Source organism: Bradyrhizobium sp. NBAIM18 (assembly GCF_020193825.1).
Taxonomy (GTDB): domain Bacteria; phylum Pseudomonadota; class Alphaproteobacteria; order Rhizobiales; family Xanthobacteraceae; genus Bradyrhizobium; species Bradyrhizobium yuanmingense.
In genome coordinates, this window is sequence record NZ_JADYVO010000030.1 from 38699 (window position 1) to 59368 (window position 20670).

Sequence of the window (20670 nt, forward strand, 5' to 3'; positions counted from 1 at the left end):
TCGAATGCCCGGAACAGCCAAGGGGTACGCCGTCGTACCGTCGCTTCGGCAAGGTGGCGGACCCACGCGATACGGTCGCCTTCCATTCGATCCATCGACACCCACCTTTAACAGTTTAGTCCGGAGGGCCGCGGCTTCCGGATCGGCGCTTGGACGTTCTGCGGTATGCTTCATGCGACGGTTAGCCAGGTGGGCAGTTTACTCGACGGCCGTCGCGCGACCGCCAGCGCCTCCCAGGCGGCCTGGACGCCGGCGCGGGCCGCGTCGAATATCTCGGCAGTGCCGCTCCAGCGATCCTCCTCTGGCGAGCTGCTAGGCGACGATTGGCCCGGGCCGAGGAATAGTGATTGTGGACCCCGGGCAAAGCCCGTAGCGCCATGGTAGCGAGGCGGCTACGTTGGGACGCATGACGGGCGGGCGCGTACAACAGGAACTGATTGGCTGCTCCGACTGCGGCGGCAATGTCTCATTTTCGGCCGTCGCCTGCCCGCACTGCGGCTCGCGTGAGCCGGCCGGTCCTTATGTGCAAAGCTCCAAAGAGCAACGCCTGCACCGGATCGAAGAGCTGAACGATCGGACACTGATCGGCATGATTGTCTTGTGTACAGGTATCGGCTTCTTCTACGGCGCGGTGATGATCGGTCCCGGTGGCGCCGCCGGCTATGGCCTAGTCGGCGCTATCATCGGCGCACCGGCCGGTTTCATCATCAATGTCAGCCGCCGGCTGTTTGGGTGATCCTGCACCGGTCACGCCGCCGACACAAACACCGGGAAATATCCCGGTGTCACAACCAATGATCGCGGGGAAGCCAATGCCGCCTCTCCTCAATCCAGTTCTCGCCAATCTAGCGCCCTCTGGGTCCGACCTTACCGTGTACGATGAAGAGCACATGACCACGTATTGGCGCCTGCTCGACGCCAATGCCGAGGGCGCTGACTGGCGCGAGGTATCGCGGATCGTCCTTGGTATCGACCCAGACCGCGAGCCCAAGCGGGCCCGGCAGGCATTTGAAACCCATCTTGAGCGCGCGCTCTGCATGGCCAACAGCGGATACCGTCAACTGCGAGGCGGGCCTTCGAAGGCTCCGTAACGGCAGAGAGCGCGGACAGTCTCTCGAGCAAAACGGCCGGCGGAGCTCATCCACCGCCGGCCATCTTACGCTGCCTTGGGCTGGGGGGCTGATTAGGCAGCGATAACCGTGGCCGCAAGCCTGCCGAACGGCGGTTAATAACCCACTAACCGATTCGGGCGGGCTCCGGATCATTCAAAGGCCGGAAATGGGCGGACTTGCGTCTTCAGGCGAGCCCCAGCGCAGCATGGACCTGGGGCGGCCAAAATGTTCGGATGGGGACGATCAAAGAAGTCGGTTCTAGCCTCTGCCGAAAAGGCTATAGGCGATCTCTTCGAACCTCTGACGCTCCTGTCAGCCCTCGACAGGCTGCTTCCGCTGTACCTCAAGGAAACCGATGAAGGCCGGTTGGTTTACCCTGACTGCAAGCGTGGACTGGGCGACACCGACGGGAATGTGCGTGCCATCTGGGAGCACACGCGGCTCGAAGCCTGCCGCTACGTGATGATGGTGCCGCGGCGCTACGTAGATCTTTTGGTCAGCGCCGTCCGCTAGGCCGAAATGATGGATGCCTTTCTCAGGCAGGCTCCGCACGAAGAAACCGTCGCCGACTTCAAGGGCGTTCCTGTTGTCGATTATCCAGTTGCGATCATGGCGGGCCTGAATCGGCTCGATCATTGCGCCTTCATCGGCGGCGTCGACCCTGACAAGTTCAGCCGAACGAGACGAGACTTTCGACGGCTCGTGGTGCTCGCGCAGCAATGGTGGCTGCTGCTATGAGATGCTTGCGAACTGTCAGGTCCCGCCGCTGATGTTCTATCTCATGTGGCAGAGCTATACGCGCTTGGCCAAGGAGATCGCGATTGCGGCGATATACGGCTCCTCGCTCGATCGCGCCATCGAGCTCGACCGGCAGCATCTTCAAACGACACTCGGTTCGCAGCCCGACAAAATGCAACCTGCGCTCTCTGCTCTGAGCGAAACCGCAGCCAGATTAAAAGACGCTTCTGATCCAGACGATTTGGGCCGTCGATAATAGCGCCGCGGCTCGGGCGCTTAGGTCAAGGGCGAAACGAGCTCGACTGGGCAGTCAAATCTTTGCGAAAGGCTGGTCGAAGAAGAGCGGAACGTCCTGAAGATCTTCGGCCCGTTCCACCGCAAGCCTCGAATAGTACACGTCGACGAACCCGCTGGATCGAAGTTCTGAGATGAATTGGCGAGGCGAATAGCCGCACCGTGCCTGTCGAGGAGGCGGTGCAGGCGTGATCGGCAAGCCCTTAGTCGCGCTTCAGCTACCACATGCCCCATCCCCAGGCGAGGACGTCGCCTTGGGCTTCACGCTTTCAATTGAGGGGACGGCGATATCGATGATCCCTCTGTTTCCTTGGAAGCTTGCAGTTTACGTCGTGGTGCGTCGCTCACGGTTCTTCTTTTTCTCAATAGCGGACGGTTTCAGAACAAGCTCTTGGGCTGGAAGGCCAAGTACGAACAGAAGGCCCGCTAAGTTTGCTCTGGGATTACTTGCGGCTTTGCCGCATATGTGGCCTCGGGCTTGGTGGGTGAGCCACTCCTTCGATCGGCTTCTCGCCTACGGCGGCCTTCGCCGCCGGTAATCTCCAATTTATCGAAACCACGAATTGCTTGGCAGGAGGAGGTTAGCGTCCGCGACAGCTATTTTGAGATCCCGCACTCGTGCTTGGCGACCCAAGTCCTTGGTGTCGGCAGCGAGCTCATCAAGCTGCGCAAATGTTCGCTTAAAGCTTGCTGCGGCCTTCTCCCAATGCGACTGGTCATCGGTTGCCAAGGCCGTCCATACATGCATCCGAGCTTCCAATACGCGCTTTTCGATGCGCTCGTCTTACCACGTGATCTTTTTGGCGGACCACGGTCGCCAACGATCCGCTCGCGCTTCGGGAGGCATGGATCGAGTAGCCGCCAATTGCTGCGGTCATCAGAAGGAGCAATCCGAAAACCAACCATCAGCCGACCGGCGATTTTGGTATTTGCAAGCACTTGCTATGGCTTTCTGCTAGTGGAAGGTTGCCTTGCTTAGAATGCTCGCGTGCAGCGACCTGATCGCCCGGTGAAAACGTCAGCTATAGACAGGACGATTTCAGTTTGGCGAGTTCGAGGTTGCGCTCAATCAGATCGAGACTGGTTTCAAGGTTGGCCCCAGCTGAAGCGTCGCCAATCTTTTGTATGGCGGCTCGTATCTGACGATGAGTCTGCTCCAGCGTGGCGATGGCATGATCAATCGTGAGCTTGGCGTTCGCTTGAATGGATTTAAGCCGTGGATTTGGATTTGCACATCGACCGGAATCACACGCCATCGGGAATGGCACTACCGGCGTGTCACACTTGCCAAGGACGGTCGTTTCTGCTGCTTCAAGAGTGGCCCGCACCGGCGCGCTCGGTCGACGAAACTCCACAACATTGGGCATTTCGAACCTCGATCAAAGCGCATCCAAAATCACGCGCGCGCAGTCATGCTGATAGATCCGCGCGGGAATGGAATTACATGCGCAGCAACGCTTGTTGGTTCGGGTTGTAAGGCTGGCCCAGTTAATAAACTTCTTTAAATGCAGGTCGTCCGCTTTGCCCGCAACAAACGATCGACGGCATACATCCTGTAACATTTGCGAGATGCAACTTGAAGCACGAAGCTGAATTCCAGCGCCCGGCCATCGAGCCGTGCAGAAAATTTTCAAGGAAGGCGGCATAAACGCACCGAGAAAGCAATACATGATCTCGCGTACACACTACTTGGTTTCGAGCGTCTGATCCGGCCGCAAAACGATCGCACAAAAAAGTTCGTTGCCGACAGGCCGTCGACGAAGGCTGTACGTCAACCGACACATTCAGGTTCGAAGTCGGCGACCACTTTCGAAGCAGCCCGCGGGCCCGGCAGTGGATGTTATCGCGTACGTGCTCATCACTTTCTCACTTTCGATAGAGCGGTGCAGACACTTGGAGAGAGCAAATCGCCCAATTGAAGTCGCAAACGGAGTCCGCGAAAGAAGTACCGTGTGCAAGCTTCGCACTGCTGCGGGTCCTCTTCCAGCCCGCGCGACTAAGGCGGGCCGTTCGGCGATCGCACGAGAGGATTTTATGCGCATGTAGCGCCTTGCAAGAGCATGATGTTCTGCCGAGCCGGCTGATGGGTGACATCACCGATACAGAAAATGGCACTAGGCAAAGCAGCCAATCGGCCAAGAATGGCCAGTCCAGGTAACCCCAACCCAGGTTAGCCAATGCAGAAGCCAACACGCGGTCCCCACGTCGACGACATTGCGCCGTCAGGTGCGCTACTTACCCACCCGCCCTTCCATCTTCGTGAGGCTGAGCGAGCTGAACTCGGCATTCTCTTAGCCACGGCCTGACAGGAAGCGACGGCGCCTATCGGCGGAAGGCGCCGATCGTGTTGCGCAGCCCGGGGGGCCGCAGGCCTCGGAACATCGCACTTCTCCTTGTGCGGCGAGAACACGGACTTTCATCTAAATGGTAGGCGATAGCCAGTGTTTTAATCGATCGAGGAATGGCAAGCTTCGAGACATGAAGCCTCGTGCGCTACTGGCCTGGAACGTCCGTCGGATCCGCATCAAACGTGGTATGTCGCAGGAACGATTGGCTCGCACGGCGGGGATCGATCGTTCCTACTTGGCCGGTCTTGAGCGCCAATCGAAAAGTCCGACGATTGATGTTCTCGATCGAATTTCCGAAGCGCTCGGCGTTCATCCGTCCGATCTCTTTGTTGAGCCGTCGAGCTGTGCGAGCATTCTCAAGATTTCGCCCCGGCCTAAGCGGCCGCGTCTGCTTCGCAACAACGGGTAGCCATTCATACGCGACGGGAGAGCAACACAGCCATCTCGATAACGCGACGCCGGTCGGCAGGATTATGCAGCGCTCAGAATGTTTTCCCATGAGGCACGTCTCTTCGAAGGCATAGCGCGAAGCCATAATGACTGCACGATACGCTTTGGTATCTAATCCCGACAGGTTCTTTGGCCGAATCGACGCAAGCCGCTCGCTCGCTACCGCGCCCTGGAGGCCGCGCCTCGCGAGCGGCCTGCTCAGACTCGCGGCAGCTGATTCAGGAGATAGTGCGCGGCACAATTACGATAATACGCACATTGTCATCTGAGCCAAGGTCATACGATTTCTCGAAGTGAGCACGACAGATATCGAATGCATGCGTGCCTATTCCATCCTTCCAATCCTGGCACCGCAGAAGCGCGCCACGGACTCTCTCCAATTTGGATTTACGGAACAACGACTTACAGATGGATGAGATCTGCTGCCCTCTCTCCGATCATAATAGACGTGGCGTTGGTATTCCCCGCGATATGACGAGGAAAGATGGAGGCGTCCGCAACCCACAAATTCTCAGTTCCTCTCACTCTGAGAGAAGGCGTGAGAACCGCACGATCGTCTGTTCCCATGCGGCAAGTTCCGACGGGATGAAAGAAGGGGACAGTCGCTTTCCGAATATACGCTTCATCTGCCTGCCGCCCGGCCCCTGGTACGGGTGCGTCCCTGAACTTGACGACATGAGAGCCGAACGGGGGCTTAGAGCAGATCTTCCGGACCCAATCCAATCCCCGCATAACTCCCTCAAAATCATCAGGATGTTCAAGCAAGCGCGGAAAGATGGCGATTGGAGCGAGAGGATCGTTCGATCTTAGTTCGAGATGCCCCGTGCTTTTCGGATAATTGACGTTCACCAGGATGGTCACCAGGTTAGCTCTCGGGGTTTTCAGTCTTCCATTCTCCTTGGTGAGGCCGAACGGGAAGAGGTGAAATTGCAGATCCGGCTCAGCAAGCTCAGGCGTCGATCTGAGAAAGGCGAGGACTTGCGCCGTGGGCACGCTCATGAACCCCGACCGTTTGAAGACCCACTCCGCCAAGGCGAGTGTTCCCCTTACGGGATGCGACAGTGCATTCGCGGTCTCTACATCGAGTTCGGCAAGGACATACAGGCCCGGGTGCTCCATCAAATTCCGTCCAACCTCAGGACTTTCCACGCGGGGAGCAATGCCATGTCTGGTGAGATGACGGGGATCACCGACACCGGAAAGCATCAACAAGTGCGGGGAATTGATCGAGCCCGCGGAAAGAATAACACCTTTTCTTGCGATGACATCGAGGTGTTGTCCGCGATGCGTGGCGGCAACACCCCTCGCGCGCGTCTTGTCAAACAGAATGTGGCGAACGATGGTATCATCCAAGAACTTCAGATCAGTTGCTGACAGCTTTGGCCTTATGAAAGCCTCGAAGGCCGAAAGCCGACGCCCGTCGCGCGTCGATCCTTGGTTCCAGGCAACTCCCTCGTGCGAGGCACCATTCAAATCCTCATTGAAGGGAATGCCAGCGGCTTGAACGCTGTCGATAAACTTCTGTGAAATGGGGTGACGCCAACGTAAAGCTGAGGCCCGTTGAGGTCCGAGCCCTCCGCGAAATTGATTGTCTCTGTCCTCATCCGCCGTCTCCATTTTTCGGAAGTACGGCAACACGTCCTTCCATCCCCATCCTCTGTTGCCCAGCGCCTCCCAAGCGTCATAGTCCCGCGCGGCCCCGCGGATGAAGATCATCCCATTTATGGCAGATGAACCTCCCGGCACCTTGCCACGAGGCCAGTCCTCGACCACGCCGCCCCTGCTCGGATCTGGCTCCGTCTTGTAAGCCCAGTCGTACCGTCTATTCCCGATCGTATAGACGAGGGCACCCGGAACATGAGACAGATTGAGACGCTCCTTCTTCCCGGCTTCCAGCAACAGGACCGATTGTTTTCGCTCAACCAATCGCGCCGCCAGAGGACATCCCGCACTTCCGGATCCTACGACAATGTAGTCAAACTCCATGCTGTTCACTCTCCGAATAGGAGCGCCATTGGATGGCCGCGCAATCCTGCAAAGTCATTGATGGTGCGGGTCTATTTCTGTCAGATGGCAAGCAGCCAATTCATCGCGTCCGCGTGCCGCGAGCGGCGGATCATCAATGGCGCACTTATCGAGCGCGAACGGGCAGCGTGGTCTAAAACTGCAGCCTGCTGGGATGTGGATTGGGTTGGGCGGCTCACCTTCCAGGAGGTAGGTCTCAGCCTTGAAAGGACGTTCCTCAACCGCCGGTACCGCGCTCAAGAGCGCACGGGTATAGGGGTGTCTCGGCTCGATGAAGGTGGTCCGATTGTCAGCCACTTCCACCACGCGCCCCAGATACATCACGGCGATGCGATTGCAGGCTCGCCGCACCATCCCAAGATCGTGTGAGATGTAGATGTAGGTAATTCCGCGTTGGTCCTGAAGCCGCTGAAAAAGGGCGAGCAGCTTGCGCTGCTCGACCTGGTCGAGCGCCGATAGCGTCTCATCAAGAATGAGCAACTCGGGATCGAGAACGAGGGCCCGGGCGATACTCACACGTTGACGCTGCCCGGCGCTCAATCCGACCGGAAGTTTGCCGAACAGGTCGAGAGACAGTCCGACTTCCTGCATGGTCGCCGCAACCCGATCGCGGATCTCGGAACGCGACAACCCTCCATGGACGTAGAGAGGTTCGGCGATGGTTCGCCCGATCGAAAGATGAGGCGGAATGGAGCTAAACGGATCTTGCAGGAGAAGCTGGAATTTCCTTCGGAGCGCCAATAGGCGCTTGGCCTTCATAGACGCGATATCTTCGCCCATGAACAAGATCTGCCCTGAATCCGGGACCTCCAGGCGGCTCAGGAGACGCGAAAGCGTTGACTTCCCGCACCCCGATTCGCCGACGATCGCCAAATTGTCACCTCGTCGAACGTCGAACGAAGCGTCCCGCACCGCGTGCACGAACTGGTTTGCAAACAGCTTGTTTCTATCCCTCGCGGGATAAATCCGGCTGACGTTTCGCACCGACAGAATGACATCATTTGCGGCAGGTGACACCTCATCTGCAACGGCTTCAGTCGAGCTCTGCCATATGCGGGGGATGTCCGCTATCAACTGCTTTGTATAGGCATGTTGCGGAGCCGCGATCAATTGCTGAACGCTTTGCGTCTCGACGACGCGGCCGCCTGCGAGAACAAGAACCCGGTGCGCGATTTCGTTGATGACCCCGAAAGAAGATGAAACGAACAGAATCGCCGTCTTGAAATCCCGCTGCAACTCGCGCAGGAGCCGAAGGATTTGAGCAGCGACGGTAACGTCAAGAGGTTGCGTAATGTTGTCGGCGACCAGAAGGTCCGGGTTCGTCACGAGCGCATCCACGATCAGGGCGCGTTGCATCATTCCGCCGCTGAACTGGAACGGAAACTCCTCAAATCGCTGTTTCGCGCCGGGCATCTTTACGGCATCGAGCAGGCGTATGACACGTCCCTCTGCCTCGCCGTTGGAGATATCAGGCTCGATGGATTTGAGTTTTTCGACGATTTGCCGGCCAACCGGAAGGGTTGGATCGAGAGCACTGGCGGGATCGGAGCCTATGTAGGCAATCTTGCGCCCACGGAGCGCCTGCATTTTTGCCCGGGGTAGTCTCAGAAGATCGTTGCCGCGATAACTGATAGCGCCCGATTCGATTTCGAGTGGGCTGGTGACCCACCTGACAAGCGCCCGCGACAGCACCGTCTTTCCCGAGCCGCTCTCGCCGATGATGCCGAGCACTTCGTTTTCATCGACACTCAGATTGACATCGGTGAGCACGGCGCGCGTTCCGCGCGGCCCGAGATCAAGGGCGACGGTCAGATTGCGGACATCAAGAATGTTGACCGGCGATATCATTCGAATCCTAGCAAGATCTTGTTGCGAGATCGCTCGAGAGCTCCTCCCATGATGTTGATGCAACAGAGTGTGATCGCGAGCAGGAGGCCTGGCACCGTGGTGATCCACCAGGCATTCAAAATGTACTTCGTGCCGTCAGCGATGATGGTGCCGAATGTCGGCGTGGGCGGCTGAATGCCGATCCCGATAAAGCCCAGCACAGCCTCGAAAATCATCATGCGGGCAATGTCCAGGATTGCGACAAAGGCGATCGGAGGCAATATGTTGGGCGCGATATGAACGAGCAGGACCCGCGCGTCTGAGGCGCCGAGAATCTTTATCGCTCGAACATATTCTTTGCGGCGCTCGGACAGGGTCACACTGCGCGCTACGCGAGAATACGCCGGCCAGCCGGCAAGAATCAGAACAAGGATGATGGCCAGCGGAGTGGGACGTGAAACGCCGAGAACTGTGATCGCCAGAATGATCGCGGGAATCGACATCTGCGCGTCTGTGATCCGCATCAAGAGCAAGCCGGCCCATCCGCCGAAATAGCCTGAGATCATGCCAATGGCTGAGCCAAGGATGAACATTCCCGCAACGCTCGTGATGCCGATCAGCAGGGCATTCCGAAGACCGATGAGGGAGCGGGTAAACAGATCACGGCCGAGTTGATCGGTGCCAAACAGATAAGGCCAGCTCGAAAGATCCAGCAGTGCCGGTGGCAGGAATTTCTTGCTGACATTGAATTGGGTCGGCGACAGATTGAGAATGTAGGGTCCCAGGACAGAAAGGATGATCAGCAGGCAAAACAGGGCAAATCCAATCCTGAACTCAGTTGTTCGCCATGCCTGCACGAAGATGCTGGCCGCGATGCCGCGACCTCGTGTTGCCGCAGGGCTGTCGGTCCTGGCCGAAAGTTCCGTCGATGCTAGTATTGGAGCCTCCTGTCGATCGCCATCGCTGCAAAGTCGACGAGAATATTGAGCATCACCAAGGTCGCACAGGCGAGGATCGCGATGGCCTGGATAACTGGGAAATCCCGTTGGAAGACCGCGTTGATCATCAAAAGGCCAACGCCGGGATAGTTGAAGACGTATTCGACGACGAACAGACCACCAAGCAAAACCCCAATGGCCTGTATCCCGAGTACATTGAGGACGGGGATGCTCGAATTGCGCAGCACGTGCGCGACAATCATTCGGCTGCGCGAGAGACCGCGAATCTCACCCTGCGACACGTATGGCTCGACAAGATTTCCGCTCACCGAGACCGAGACGGACCGAATGAGGGTCGGAGCAAGTTCGATCGCGAGAACAATGGCGGGCAAGATTGCGTAGCTCGGCCCCTGATAGCCGATCGCCGGCAGCCATCCGGCCTTGGCGGAGACGAGAAAGATGAGAACGAGGGCCAACCATACATTGGGGAGTGAGACCAGGACGGAAGCCAAATGCAGTGCAAGCCGATCCGGCCATCGTCCTGATCTCAAGCCCGCGGCTATGCCGATCGGGAGCGCGATTGCCAAGGCAAACAGGAATGCAAGGCCAGCAAGGAGCAGGCTGAAGGGTAGACTGGTTGTGATGAGGCCCAAAACGGATGCACGGTTGGCGGCATCGAAAGTCGAGCCGCCTCGCGAGCCGCCAGTGCTGCCGCCTTGTGCGCTTCTGACGAAAGAGCTCCCGAAATCCCCCGTCAGGATTTGCGCGACATAGCGGCCGAATTGAACCGGGATTGGATCCCTCAGGCCCATATCTTTGGCGGTCTGCTCTGCGACAGATACTGACGCCATTGGCCCCAGCATCATACGCACAGGGTCGCCGGGAACGACGCGCAGCAGCGTAAAGATGAGCATCGTCACGACGACGACCAATACCAACCCTTGTGCAAGGCGCCGAGCGAAGAAGTCGAGCGCAAACAGCATGTCGGCTCCTGGCCTCCCAAAGACTTTTGCTGCGGCCCCTTTAGCTCAGGTCCGCCTTGCTCAGGTCAATCGGCCCGTTTGGGAAATAGTATGCCCCCGTCAGATTCCTGGCTGCGGCATGGAAGGTCACGGCGGAAAAGAGCGACAAGCTCGGAACCTTGTTTGCGAGAGTGGGAAACGTCTCATTCTTGCAAATACTGCGGCGCTCTTCCGGGTTTGTAGCGGCGCGTTCCTTGTCTAGCACCGCGTCAATTTCCCGGTCGTTGATCCCGGTGATCAGCGCGGCGCTTGAATGCCAGTTCGGTCGAAGCACGAGATCCGGCTCCGGCGATCCGGTCATCCAGCCGACGTCGCACATGTGGCCCTGGCCCTGGCCGTCAGCGCGGCGATAGATCGCCTGCTCCCACGCGGCCGGTTCAAGAACAGTCAGGCGAACATCAAGCCCCTGTTCTGCGAGCATCGCTGTGATCAGCTCGCCATACTCTTTCGTCTTCGGATAGAACCCGATCGAGGTGATATATTCGAGTTGCGGCAGCCCCCTTCCCTTGGGAAACCCTGCCTCGGCGAGAAGCTTCTGGCAGGCATCCGGATCGAACTTGGGATAATCAGGAATGTCCGTGAAGCCGAACTTGGTCGGCGAAATATAGCAGTTAGACGGTGTGGCCGCCTCGCCCATCAGCGACAGGATTTGATCGCGGTCGATGGCGTGGCAAACTGCGCGGCGAATGCGTGCGTCGTTGAAGGGAGGCTTGTTGCACCGGAAGTGCAAATATTTGTTTTCGGTCGTCAGCGCCCTGTGGGTGGTGACTTTCGGGTTGCTTGACAACGAGGCGTATTGCTCGGGCTCCAGTCGTTCGGCAATGTGATATTCGCCGTTCAACAGGCCCAGCGCGCGCGTGTTGGCGTCCGGAACGTAGGCATAGACGATCCGATCGATCTTGGGACGTCCGCCGCAGAATTCATCATTCGCTTCGAGGCTGTTCCTGTCTCCCTGCGTGCCCGCATATTTGAAGGCGTTCGTGCCGTTCGGGCGCTTTTGGAGGAGCGCGGGATCGGCAATATCCTTTGCCGACAGGATTGGAAGGAAGCTCGAAATGAACCAGAAGGCAGACGCGGGGTAGCCGTGTTTTTCGGTCTTCAACCGGACCGTCAGTTTGTCGACGACCTCGACATCAACGCGGCCCGGATAGAGGGCGGATGCCGGGCGCGCCGGATTGGAGGCATACTCCATGGTCGCCTTAACATCTTCAGCACCGAACTCCTTGCCATCGTGGAATTTGACGCCGTCCCGAAGCTTGAACTCCAGGGTGTGCGCATCGATCAGCTTCCAACTGGTGGCGAGGTCCGGGGTCAGCTCTTCAGACTTACCCGCCCGCATTTCGCAGCGTGTCAGATGATTGAATACGAACTTTTCGAACTTCAACTGCCCCAGGGTCGTGTGAGAGGTCGGATCCCAATTGCCGGTGACCGGGCCCATCGACGCCAGCACGAGGGTTTTACTTTGCGCCGCCTTCGCTGGGAGCGGTTTGAGACCCGCTCCGCTAGCCACGGCAACTGCTCCGGCTCCTGCAAGCAACTCTCTCCGTGTTACCATTTCGAGTCCCCTCTTCTTGGGTTAGACGCGCAAACAGCGCGCTTGATGAGCGCTCTCTTCACATAAATTGGTCCAGGACCGCGCTTTCCAGCGCGATGCTGATCTGCTTCATCTCGCCCGCGAGCTGATCAGGCAGGCCTGCGTGAACCTTCGTGCCTTCACGAAGAGCGCAATTGCGCGCAGCAGCGCGGCTAGGTGATGGTCCGCCGACGACGCTGTTGAGACGAATGTAACTATGGCCCATGTCACAACGCCTCCGTCCTTCAGGCAACGCGGTAGCGGTTGATCACACCTGGATCAGGGTCGAGGCCAAGCCCCGGCCCCGTCGGCACGGCAACCTTTCCATTGACCGGAAGCGTAGCACCGCCGTAGATCTCGGCCTCGAAGTCGCAATAGAGCCGCTCGAGCATCGGGACTGATCGCTGCGCCGCATTGAGGTGTATGGTCGCGACCTGGCCGGGGCCGAAGATTGCACAATGCGGCACGAATTCGATTGATTCAGCCTGACAAAGCGATGCGATCTTCACGAGCTCGGAAATACCGCCAGCTTTCGCGACATCAGGCTGCGCAATGTCGATGGCCCCTGCGGCGATCATCGCAACAAAATCATGCAGGCTGCCGGCATTTTCGCCGGCGGCGATGTGGTGCCGCCCGGTTGAACGAATGCGGGCCAGCCCAGCATAGTTCTCCGGTGGCCAGACCGGCTCCTCCAGCCAGTACAGATTGAGAGGCTCGAGAAGCCGATCGTATTTGAGCGCCTCCGCCACCGGCCATGGGCAATTGGTATCCAGCATGACGGCGGCCTGCGCCCCTGCGGCTTCGACGGCGGCGTGGATTTCGTCCGCGGTGATCTCGTGCAACTTGATGTAACGATATCCGCGCTCAATTGCCTGCCGGGTGGCCCTGACGACATCGGCGCAATTGCCGTAGCGCATCAGACTGGCATAGACCTCGACTTCGCTGGCGAATGCACCGCCTAGCAATGCGGTGAGCGGCAGTCCGGAGATCTTGCCGAGGATGTCCCACAGCGCGATGTCGACCGCGGAGACGCCATAGATGATAGGGCCCACGCGGCCAAAATTCTGGAGCCGGAATTCCACATCATACTTGATCTTGCCGATTTCCAGGGCGCTCCTGCCGATCACGAGCGGTAACACGCGCGTCTCGATCATCGCCTTCAGCGACTTGTCCTCGCACCGCGAGAAGGCTTCGCCCCACCCCACGATGCCCTGTTCGGTTTCCAGTCTCACCAACAGCGTGTCGAACTGCAGTTTCGGCGCTCCGCCGAAGCTCCAAGGCGGCACTCCGCCGGATTCGAACGGAATCGATACCAGGATCGCATCCGCCTTTACGATCTTGTGAGAGGCGGCTGACGACGAGAGGCGCTGCAGACCGGCGAAGCTAACGCCCTTGGTTTCGGAAATGCGCAAGCACGGCCTCGCTCAACTGCTGATTGTCGACAATTAACAAACAACACGAATTCTCTGGTGTCAATGGCGAATGTTCGCCAATATCCGCCGTGACTCAGAACGAACATTCCGCAAACGCGGTTGGAGGAAGAATGGCTGCTAAGATCATCTCGGGATTAGTCGAGAAGCGGAGTTTGGACCGTGCGGCTGCCGACGTTATCCGCCAGACGATCACCAGTGGCGGCCTCGCGCCGGGAAAGCGCCTGACAGAAACCGAACTGTCCACGGAGCTCAACGTGTCGCGGGGTACGATAAGGGCGGCGTTGCAGCGGCTGATGAGCGAGGGCCTGGTGAAGCAGAAGCCTTACTCGGGCTGGGAGGTCGCGAGCTTGACATCCAAGGATGCATGGGAGCTCTACACACTTCGATCCAGCCTCGAGGGCCTGGCCGCACAGCTCGCTGCCGCCAACCCGAATCGGAGGCAACCGATGGAGGCGGCTTACGACGACATGAAGGCCGCCGCAAAAAGCCGCAACCAGAAGCGGATTAACGATAGTGATCTCGCGCTTCACAAGACGATCGTTGTCCTTTCGGGACACAACCGCCTTGCCGATCATTACGGCTTAGTCGAACATCAGGTTTGCATGTACATGGCCTCTTCAAACGCAATCCTTGAACGGCCCGACATGGTCATCGCGAACCACGAGAAAATGGTCAACGCGCTGCTCAGGGGCGATGCGGCCGCCTCCGAACGTTACGCACGCGAGCACAACAAGACCTCAGGCGAGCTTCTGGTTAGGCACCTTCAGGAGACGGAAGCCAAACAGACCAACAAAGTGGCTTCGCGCAAGCTCTAGGGAGGGAAGGCATTGCAGTCAGCGTCCGCAAAATTCGCGGAGCCGGCTGGGCCGGATCATTTGGCGACATTCGCCGCAGGATCGAGAGAGAGAGAGAGAGAGAGAGAGAGAGAGAGAGAGAGAGAGAGAGAGAGAACCGAATTCATCAGACGGTAAGTAGCCTGTAGTTGTCTTTTTCCATCGCGCATCCTAACGTTTGAAATAACCTCGGTGTTGAAATACGTATTCCGGCCGAAGTCGTAGGAGCTGACGCAACACAATTTATGGAGGGGCAAGAAAACACTTGGTCCCACAACTCACCATAGGGCTTCGAGCGTGGCTGTGGAATTTCGAGATCTACGCTGGGCGATCGCTGCGTCCCAGCATCGAAGCATCCGTCAAGCGGCAGAGACGCTTAGAATCAAGCAGTCGACGCTCAGTCGCTGCCTACGAAGTCTCGAACACGCGTTGGGCAGCAAACTATTCGAGCGTACCAACGGAGGCACGCGACCAACGATGGAAGGTCGAGAATTTCTCGAGGATGCCCGGCGCATCGTAGGCGAATCTGAAGCAATGGCCGCTCGCCTCAAGACCCGCTCGCGTCGCGAGAGCGGTCGGTTGACCATCGGGATCCACACCTCCCTGTCAGCCGGCAATCTCCGAGCCACCCTCCTCGAGCACAGGCACCGCTTTCCCGATGTCGATAGACAGTTTGTCGACGGAGCGAGCGAGCATCTGATTTCGGACCTCGCCAGCTCAGCCATCGATGTCGCTGTCGTGGCAGATCCCAATCCGAATTGGAGCGGCAAGTCATTGGTGCTCTGGAGCGAACGTGTTGTTGCTGCCCTCCCTGCGAAACATCCTCTGGCAAGTCATGACGTAGTTCACTGGGGCGAGCTGCGGCGCGAACAGCTTTTGATGTCACAGCGTGGCCCCGGACCGGAGCTCCTCAAGCTTCTTATCAGCAAATTAGGATCTTCCGATCCTTGCAAGCTGCTTCGCTATGACGTGGGGCTCGACAGGCTTCTCTCCCTGGTGGGCATGGACTTCGGTATTCTCCTCGCCCTGGAAAGTGCGACTGGCGCGACTTATCCCTGTGTCACCTTTCGGGAGGTACATGATGCCGAGGGACCGACGCGGCTGAGCTTCCGCGTCTATTGGCGGCAGTCCAACGGCAATCCATTAGTACGTCCGTTTCTCGACTTGATTCGTGAACGCTATCCAGATCTTTCCGCCGACCCGGGCGAGAGTTGAGCAGCACTTCGCCGGGCCTTCGCAAAGGCGCGGTCGGTCGCCATGAAGCGCTCGATCATCGGCGCGATCAATTTGGCAGGCTCGGTCGGCGTCGTCGCACTTCCGCTACGCGTCAGAATCTCGGCGTAGCTTTTGAGATCCCTGAAAACCGCCGCCGGCAGCTCGATCGTGAGCTTGACCGGTTTATCGTCTTCGAGTGGTCCAAGCTTGAGCTTCGTCATCGCGCACCTTTTTGTCCGTAGGGAGCCAGCACCAAATCGCGCGTGACGATGACGCGGACCGGAAAACCTGGCCGGATGGTCAGCGTCGGCTGGATGTTGAGCTGGCGCTGCACGATTTGCTGGCCGGTCTGGCTAATGCTGTTGGACGCACCGCTACGGATTGCTTGGACAAGGTTGTTCTCATTCTGGCTCGTTCCCGCCTCGGCTCCGACGCTCAGCATGGTCGAGAGAACGGCGGCCTTGAACAGCATGCCCCAATGATTATCGACTTCGTCCTCGAGGCCGGCATAACCACCGGTGTCGGCGCCGGGCTGGCGCTCCAGCACGATCGAGTTGCCGTCCGGCATGATGATGCGAGTCCAGACCAAGAGAATGCGGCTCTGGCCGAACGCCACATAGCTGTCGTACTGGCCGATCAGCTTGGCGCCTTGGGGCACCAAGGGATATTTGCCGGAAGGACTGTCGTAGACCGCCTCCGTGATCTGGGCGGTGACCTGCCCTGGCAGATCGGAGCGGATGCCCGTGATGAGCGCAGCCGGGATCACGGTGCCGGCTTGCACGACGTAAGGTGAGGCCTTGGCCTCGAGCCGGTCCGGACTGACCGTGCGCTTGTCCGTCGCAGCAGTGAGAAAGGCCATCTTGCGGTCCTGCATGTTCTGGGCGGATCCGGCATCGACGGGCGGTGTCGCCGCCGCGGTCGTCGCGGTCCCGGCGGGAGCATTTGGGATGAGTTGGCCAACGCCCTGCGGCTGTTGAGCAGTTTGGGCGAAGAGGCGGCTGACCCGTGCCGCCTCGATTTCCTGGGACATACGCTGGGTCTCCGGATCAGACGTCGCTGCCGTGGTGTTCGGTGCGGCGCCGGCGTTGAGGATGGGCTTGCCGAGATCACCCGGCAGCGGCGGTCCGAGCGGCGGCGCTTGACGCGGCAGACCGGTATAGTCCTTCGGCAAGGCGGCGAGGCCCTCGGCCGAAGGCCTGTTCTGGGTGCTGAGCAACTCCTGGCCCGTCTGCTGCTTGTTGCCGGTCTGCAGCGCGTAGCCGAGCGCGCCCGCGATTGCGACGGCAGACACCGCGCCGAGGCCGATAAGCACCTTGCGCGAGAGCCGCGTAACACGAGGCCGCTCGCCTCGGAGCCGAAGGTCTGGTGGTGCGACAGGCGGGATATCGCGTTGATGTTCGTGTTCGCCATCTATCGCCATGCGCGCGGCCTTCCGTCGGTGCGCACAATGCGCACGCGCCGCTCGCTGTCCTTGTCGCCAAGACGCAGTTCGGCGGCGGCAAACAGACGGTCGACAATGTAGTAGTTGCGGTTGACGCGGTAGTTCACCAGCTCGGAGCCGCCGGCCGGACCGATGACGAACAGCGGCGGCATTTCGCCCTGGACGATCCCGCTCGGAAACTCGATGTAGACCTTGTTCCCGTCGTCAAAGGCACGCAGCGGACGCCAGGCGGGATCATCGCCCTCGATCGCGTAGCGGAAGTTGATCGCGGCGAGATCGACGCCGGCCGCGATTGGCGCTGCGGTTTCAGCGGCTGCATTCTGCCGCCGAAGCGCGATGAGTTGATCCTCAGGATACTGCCAGGAGACCGAGGCCATGTAGGTCTTCTCCGTCGAGCGCAGCTCAAGGAGATAGGTCCGCCGGTCGGTGTTGATCACGAGATTGGTGACCAGTTCCGGCCGCGTCGGCTTGACCAGGATGTGGATCTTCCTGGTCGTACCCGCTCCGCTCTCGGTATCGCCGATAATCCAGCGCACCGTGTCGCCGGCAGCGACCGGACCGGTGCCGACGAGTTGCTCGCCTTCCTGGAGGGCGACATCGGTGATCTGACCCGGCGCCGTATAGACTTGGTACAGGGCTCCACCCGAGAAGGGATAGACCTGCACCGCGTTGATGAAGCCGTTGCGGACTGGCTGCACCCGTGCCGCGGCGTTGGCCTGTTTGACGCGGACCTTCGGGTCAGCGGCTTCCGGCACGCGTTTGCTGGCAGCAAGCGGTTTCAACTGGCCAGGCAGCGGCAACGGCTTGGGCAATTCCACGATCTTGACGGGCGCTGGCGGATCGGCGGTCAGCGTTGCCGGCTCCGCGGTGTCGTAGTTGATGTCGGGCGGGATGAAATTGTGCGCACAGCCGCCGAGTGTCGAGGCGCATATCAGTAAAGCCGCAAAGGCGGATATACGGAAGTGCGGATCGCCGTCTTTCCGGTTTTGCTGAACGATGAAGAAAGACGAAGCCGGACCGCCGGCTTTCGAGAAAATCGGCGGGCTCATTGTCCCAGCTCCTTTGACCAGTTGATGGCGTTGACGTAGATGCCGAGTGGATTCTTACGCAGCCGATCGGCGTCGGTGGGCGGCTGGATCGCGATGGTGAGGATCGCGGTCCACCGTGTGGTGCCGGCGAGCGCGCCGTCCTGATAGCGGTGCTCGACCCAGGCCACGCGAAAACTGTCGGGCGAGGCCCGGATGACGCTGGATACGTCGATGGCGACCTGCTGCTTGCCGAGATTGGCGAAGGGGTCATTGGCGCGGGCGTATTCGTTCAGGGCCGCCGCCCCCGCCGTGGTCGTGAAGTCATAAGCTTGCAGCCAGTTGTGTCGCACGATGATTGGATCGGCCGGAAGCGAGCGAACGATCTCGATGAAGTGGGCGAGATACCAGGCAATTTGCGGATCGTTTGGTCTGTAGTCGGCAGCGGCGGGCGAGACGGCTTGCGCCTCGCCGAGCTTGTCGACCTGCACCACCCAGGGAACGACTGTGCCGTGGGTGGATTGCCAGACGAGCCCACCGGCGAGGCCGCACGACAGGACCAGCGAACCAAACGCCATCAGCCGCCAGTTCTTGGCCTGCACGCGGGCCGAGCCGATGCGTTCGTCCCAAACTTGCGCCGCGCGTTGGTACGGCGTTTCGGGTTCGGGCGTACGGCCGTAGCGCACCGACGATCGCCGAAAGACTGACATTGATTATTCTCCCCCTGATAGCTCGACGGAATGGCCGCCGCCATGGCTGTCGCCGGATTTGAGGGCTTGCGCGGCCGTCTGAGCGCCGTGAACGATTGACTGATTGCGCTTGACGCGCCGGGCCCAGGCGGGCGGGCCGCTTTCGCCCGCTGCTTGAGATGCGGCTGCATCGTTCGCCGCCTCCCCACTCCCAATGGTCCCCATGGTCGATGAGCCGCCTGTGTTGGCGACGCCGGCACGGGCACCGGAAGTGAAGCTCTCCTTCATCGCCCCCGCTGCTTGCGACGCGGCGCGTCTAACGGGAGCTGCCGCTGCGCTGGCCGCCGCTCGACCCGCGCCACCGAGACCAGATACGACGCCACCGGCTCCGGACCCACCGGCTGACGCGAGGCTGTAGCCGGAGGACATGCTGCCCGCCGTCGCTGCACCACCACGGGCGGCGGCGGCAGCGCCGGAGCTCACCGCCATCGCACCCCTTCCGGCCAGCCCAAGGGACGCGCCGCCCGCCATCGCTGTACCGGCGACCGCGAGGCCGGTACCGACGGCAGCGCCGGCGCCAAGCTGCGGCGCGCCGGAAACAAGCCCCGTCGCGATGCCGGGACCGAAGATGCCGAGGCCGAGCATGGCAAGCGCCGCGAGCACGACAGAGAGCGCCTGCTCTATGGTCGGCTGGCCGCCGGCGTAGGCGGTGGTGAACTGCGAGAAGAGACCTGTGCCGATGCCGACGATGACGGCGAGCACCATGACCTTCACACCGGAGGCGACGACATTGCCCAGCACTTTCTCGGCGAGAAAGGCGGTCTTGTTGAAGAGGGCGAAGGGAATCAGGATGAAACCAGCGAGCGTTGTCAGCTTGAACTCGATCAGCGTCACGAAGAGTTGCACGGCCAGAATGAAGAACGCGATCAGCACCAACAGCCAGGACACCATCAGCACGGCAATCTGGACGAAGTTCGCAAAGAAGCTGGTGAACCCCATCATCTGGCTGGCTGCGTCGAGCAGCGGTTGCCCAGCATCAAGACCGACCTGCGCGAGTCGGCCTGGCCGCAGGAAGTCCGCAGCGGAGATCGACGAGCCACCTGCCTTCAGGCCAAGGCCGGCAAAGCTATTGAAAATGATCCCTGAGAGCTTGGTGAAATTGGTGATGATGAAGGCAAAGAAACCGATGTAGAGGGTTTTCTTCACCAGGCGCTGGAGGATGTCCTCGTCACCGCCCCAAGCCCAGAACAGACCGGCTAATGTGATGTCGATGACGATCAACGTCGACGACAGGTAGGTGACCTCGCCCTTGATTAGACCGAAACCCGAATCAATGTAGGTCGTGAAAGTATTGAGAAAGGTGTCGATAACGCCGACGTTGTTCACCGCTTCTCTCCCTCTGGAGCACCCGTCATTGGCTGTGTGGCCGGCGCGGCCTGCGGCAGAATTGGCCGCGCCGGCCTGCCGAAGAAGCGCGCGCGGTTCTCCTTCCAAACCGCCTGGCAGTGCGCATCTTCGGCATCCTGAGGTCCAAGCTCGGCGCAGCGGAGCAGCTCGGCCGAGAGGTCATCGGGAGTGGAGGCAGGGGGAGCGTCGGACATGGGGCGCTCCGCGGGACGCCGGTGGATGACGTGCAGCGCGGCAAGGAAAATTGCGAACACGACGATCATCGCGCCTGCGCGAAGGACATCCGAGCGCTCCATGATC

21 protein-coding genes are annotated in these 20670 nt (G+C 59.7%); 6 read left to right on the forward strand and 15 right to left on the reverse strand.

Features of this window, described 5'->3' with window-relative positions:
- The first annotated feature begins 406 nt into the window (after positions 1–406).
- A complete protein-coding gene (locus tag I6F17_RS34785) occupies positions 407–736 on the forward strand; it encodes a hypothetical protein (RefSeq protein WP_109141585.1) in 330 nt (109 codons plus the stop codon).
- 76 nt (positions 737–812) lie between these two features.
- Positions 813–1091, forward strand: a complete 279-nt coding sequence (locus I6F17_RS34790; RefSeq protein ID WP_225130562.1) for a DUF2285 domain-containing protein — start codon at positions 813–815, stop codon at positions 1089–1091.
- A gap of 333 nt (positions 1092–1424) precedes the next feature.
- Here the strand turns inward: I6F17_RS34790 and I6F17_RS34795 are convergent, their stop codons facing one another.
- On the reverse strand, positions 1425–1832 hold the full coding sequence (locus I6F17_RS34795; protein WP_146207640.1) for a hypothetical protein: 408 nt from the start codon (positions 1830–1832) through the stop codon (positions 1425–1427).
- A 49-nt stretch (positions 1833–1881) separates the two neighbouring features.
- On the opposite strand from I6F17_RS34795, the gene I6F17_RS34800 reads away from it, so the two are divergent.
- Positions 1882–2106, forward strand: a complete 225-nt coding sequence (locus tag I6F17_RS34800) for a hypothetical protein (protein WP_146207641.1) — start codon at positions 1882–1884, stop codon at positions 2104–2106.
- A gap of 1060 nt (positions 2107–3166) precedes the next feature.
- Here I6F17_RS34800 and I6F17_RS34805 read toward each other — a convergent pair.
- Positions 3167–3511: a hypothetical protein gene (locus tag I6F17_RS34805; RefSeq protein ID WP_146207642.1), complete on the reverse strand. Its 345-nt coding sequence runs from the start codon at positions 3509–3511 to the stop codon at positions 3167–3169.
- 1111 nt (positions 3512–4622) lie between these two features.
- Between I6F17_RS34805 and I6F17_RS34810 the strand changes: the two genes are divergently transcribed.
- The gene (locus tag I6F17_RS34810; RefSeq protein WP_109141590.1) at positions 4623–4901 is read left to right on the forward strand and encodes a helix-turn-helix transcriptional regulator; all 279 of its coding nucleotides are present in this window, start codon (positions 4623–4625) and stop codon (positions 4899–4901) included.
- 443 nt (positions 4902–5344) lie between these two features.
- Here the strand turns inward: I6F17_RS34810 and I6F17_RS34815 are convergent, their stop codons facing one another.
- The 7 genes from I6F17_RS34815 to I6F17_RS34845 all read right to left on the reverse strand — a co-directional run bounded on the left by I6F17_RS34815 (position 5345) and on the right by I6F17_RS34845 (position 13613).
- Positions 5345–6928 (reverse strand): GMC family oxidoreductase N-terminal domain-containing protein, encoded by a 1584-nt coding sequence (locus tag I6F17_RS34815; RefSeq protein ID WP_225130564.1) that lies wholly within the window; start codon positions 6926–6928, stop codon positions 5345–5347.
- 54 nt (positions 6929–6982) lie between these two features.
- Positions 6983–8815, reverse strand: a complete 1833-nt coding sequence (locus I6F17_RS34820) for an ABC transporter ATP-binding protein (RefSeq protein ID WP_225130566.1) — start codon at positions 8813–8815, stop codon at positions 6983–6985.
- Positions 8812–9732 (reverse strand): ABC transporter permease, encoded by a 921-nt coding sequence (locus I6F17_RS34825; protein ID WP_225130573.1) that lies wholly within the window; start codon positions 9730–9732, stop codon positions 8812–8814. Before I6F17_RS34825 ends, I6F17_RS34820 begins: the two co-directional genes overlap by 4 nt.
- Complete coding sequence (locus I6F17_RS34830; protein ID WP_109145498.1) at positions 9726–10712, reverse strand: ABC transporter permease; 987 nt, start codon at positions 10710–10712, stop codon at positions 9726–9728. Before I6F17_RS34830 ends, I6F17_RS34825 begins: the two co-directional genes overlap by 7 nt.
- A 43-nt stretch (positions 10713–10755) precedes the next feature.
- Complete coding sequence (locus tag I6F17_RS34835) at positions 10756–12264, reverse strand: ABC transporter substrate-binding protein (RefSeq protein WP_225130568.1); 1509 nt, start codon at positions 12262–12264, stop codon at positions 10756–10758.
- Between the two features lie 103 nt (positions 12265–12367).
- Complete coding sequence (locus I6F17_RS34840) at positions 12368–12553, reverse strand: hypothetical protein (RefSeq protein WP_225130569.1); 186 nt, start codon at positions 12551–12553, stop codon at positions 12368–12370.
- A gap of 19 nt (positions 12554–12572) precedes the next feature.
- The gene (locus tag I6F17_RS34845) at positions 12573–13613 is read right to left on the reverse strand and encodes a mandelate racemase/muconate lactonizing enzyme family protein (RefSeq protein WP_225130574.1); all 1041 of its coding nucleotides are present in this window, start codon (positions 13611–13613) and stop codon (positions 12573–12575) included.
- Positions 13614–13870: 257 nt separating this feature from the next.
- On the opposite strand from I6F17_RS34845, the gene I6F17_RS34850 reads away from it, so the two are divergent.
- Complete coding sequence (locus tag I6F17_RS34850) at positions 13871–14575, forward strand: GntR family transcriptional regulator (RefSeq protein ID WP_109141595.1); 705 nt, start codon at positions 13871–13873, stop codon at positions 14573–14575.
- A gap of 321 nt (positions 14576–14896) precedes the next feature.
- Positions 14897–15808, forward strand: a complete 912-nt coding sequence (locus I6F17_RS34855; protein WP_225130575.1) for a LysR family transcriptional regulator — start codon at positions 14897–14899, stop codon at positions 15806–15808.
- Here I6F17_RS34855 and I6F17_RS34860 read toward each other — a convergent pair.
- From I6F17_RS34860 to trbK-alt, 6 genes are read right to left on the reverse strand one after another with little or no spacing between them, the layout of a single operon-like run.
- The gene (locus I6F17_RS34860) at positions 15772–16029 is read right to left on the reverse strand and encodes a DUF2274 domain-containing protein (protein WP_091878502.1); all 258 of its coding nucleotides are present in this window, start codon (positions 16027–16029) and stop codon (positions 15772–15774) included. The genes I6F17_RS34855 and I6F17_RS34860 overlap by 37 nt on opposite strands.
- Positions 16026–17228, reverse strand: a complete 1203-nt coding sequence (locus I6F17_RS34865) for a TrbI/VirB10 family protein (RefSeq protein ID WP_109141598.1) — start codon at positions 17226–17228, stop codon at positions 16026–16028. Before I6F17_RS34865 ends, I6F17_RS34860 begins: the two co-directional genes overlap by 4 nt.
- Complete coding sequence (gene trbG, locus I6F17_RS34870; RefSeq protein WP_109141599.1) at positions 17219–18298, reverse strand: P-type conjugative transfer protein TrbG; 1080 nt, start codon at positions 18296–18298, stop codon at positions 17219–17221. The genes I6F17_RS34865 and trbG overlap by 10 nt, the downstream gene beginning before the upstream one ends.
- The gene (gene trbF / locus I6F17_RS34875; RefSeq protein WP_109141600.1) at positions 18295–18984 is read right to left on the reverse strand and encodes a conjugal transfer protein TrbF; all 690 of its coding nucleotides are present in this window, start codon (positions 18982–18984) and stop codon (positions 18295–18297) included. The genes trbG and trbF overlap by 4 nt, the downstream gene beginning before the upstream one ends.
- Before the next feature lie 3 nt (positions 18985–18987).
- Positions 18988–20349 carry a P-type conjugative transfer protein TrbL gene (gene trbL, locus I6F17_RS34880; RefSeq protein ID WP_109141601.1) on the reverse strand — a complete coding sequence of 454 codons (1362 nt, stop codon included), beginning with the start codon at positions 20347–20349 and terminating at the stop codon, positions 18988–18990.
- Positions 20346–20666: a putative entry exclusion protein TrbK-alt gene (trbK-alt, locus tag I6F17_RS34885; RefSeq protein WP_109141602.1), complete on the reverse strand. Its 321-nt coding sequence runs from the start codon at positions 20664–20666 to the stop codon at positions 20346–20348. Before trbK-alt ends, trbL begins: the two co-directional genes overlap by 4 nt.
- Positions 20667–20670: the final 4 nt, after the last annotated feature.

Excerpts from the sequence above, each read along its gene's own strand:
- I6F17_RS34785 (WP_109141585.1), top strand. The coding sequence starts at position 407 with ATGACGGGCGGGCGCGTACAACAGGAACTGATTGGCTGCTCCGACTGC.
- I6F17_RS34790 (WP_225130562.1), top strand. The coding sequence starts at position 813 with ATGCCGCCTCTCCTCAATCCAGTTCTCGCCAATCTAGCGCCCTCTGGG.
- I6F17_RS34800 (WP_146207641.1), top strand. The coding sequence starts at position 1,882 with ATGTTCTATCTCATGTGGCAGAGCTATACGCGCTTGGCCAAGGAGATC.
- I6F17_RS34805 (WP_146207642.1), bottom strand. The coding sequence starts at position 3,511 with ATGCCCAATGTTGTGGAGTTTCGTCGACCGAGCGCGCCGGTGCGGGCC.
- I6F17_RS34810 (WP_109141590.1), top strand. The coding sequence starts at position 4,623 with ATGAAGCCTCGTGCGCTACTGGCCTGGAACGTCCGTCGGATCCGCATC.
- I6F17_RS34815 (WP_225130564.1), bottom strand. The coding sequence starts at position 6,928 with ATGGAGTTTGACTACATTGTCGTAGGATCCGGAAGTGCGGGATGTCCT.
- I6F17_RS34820 (WP_225130566.1), bottom strand. The coding sequence starts at position 8,815 with ATGATATCGCCGGTCAACATTCTTGATGTCCGCAATCTGACCGTCGCC.
- I6F17_RS34840 (WP_225130569.1), bottom strand. The coding sequence starts at position 12,553 with ATGGGCCATAGTTACATTCGTCTCAACAGCGTCGTCGGCGGACCATCA.
- I6F17_RS34850 (WP_109141595.1), top strand. The coding sequence starts at position 13,871 with ATGGCTGCTAAGATCATCTCGGGATTAGTCGAGAAGCGGAGTTTGGAC.
- I6F17_RS34860 (WP_091878502.1), bottom strand. The coding sequence starts at position 16,029 with ATGACGAAGCTCAAGCTTGGACCACTCGAAGACGATAAACCGGTCAAG.
- I6F17_RS34865 (WP_109141598.1), bottom strand. The coding sequence starts at position 17,228 with ATGGCGATAGATGGCGAACACGAACATCAACGCGATATCCCGCCTGTC.
- trbG (WP_109141599.1), bottom strand. The coding sequence starts at position 18,298 with ATGAGCCCGCCGATTTTCTCGAAAGCCGGCGGTCCGGCTTCGTCTTTC.
- trbF (WP_109141600.1), bottom strand. The coding sequence starts at position 18,984 with ATGTCAGTCTTTCGGCGATCGTCGGTGCGCTACGGCCGTACGCCCGAA.
- trbK-alt (WP_109141602.1), bottom strand. The coding sequence starts at position 20,666 with ATGGAGCGCTCGGATGTCCTTCGCGCAGGCGCGATGATCGTCGTGTTC.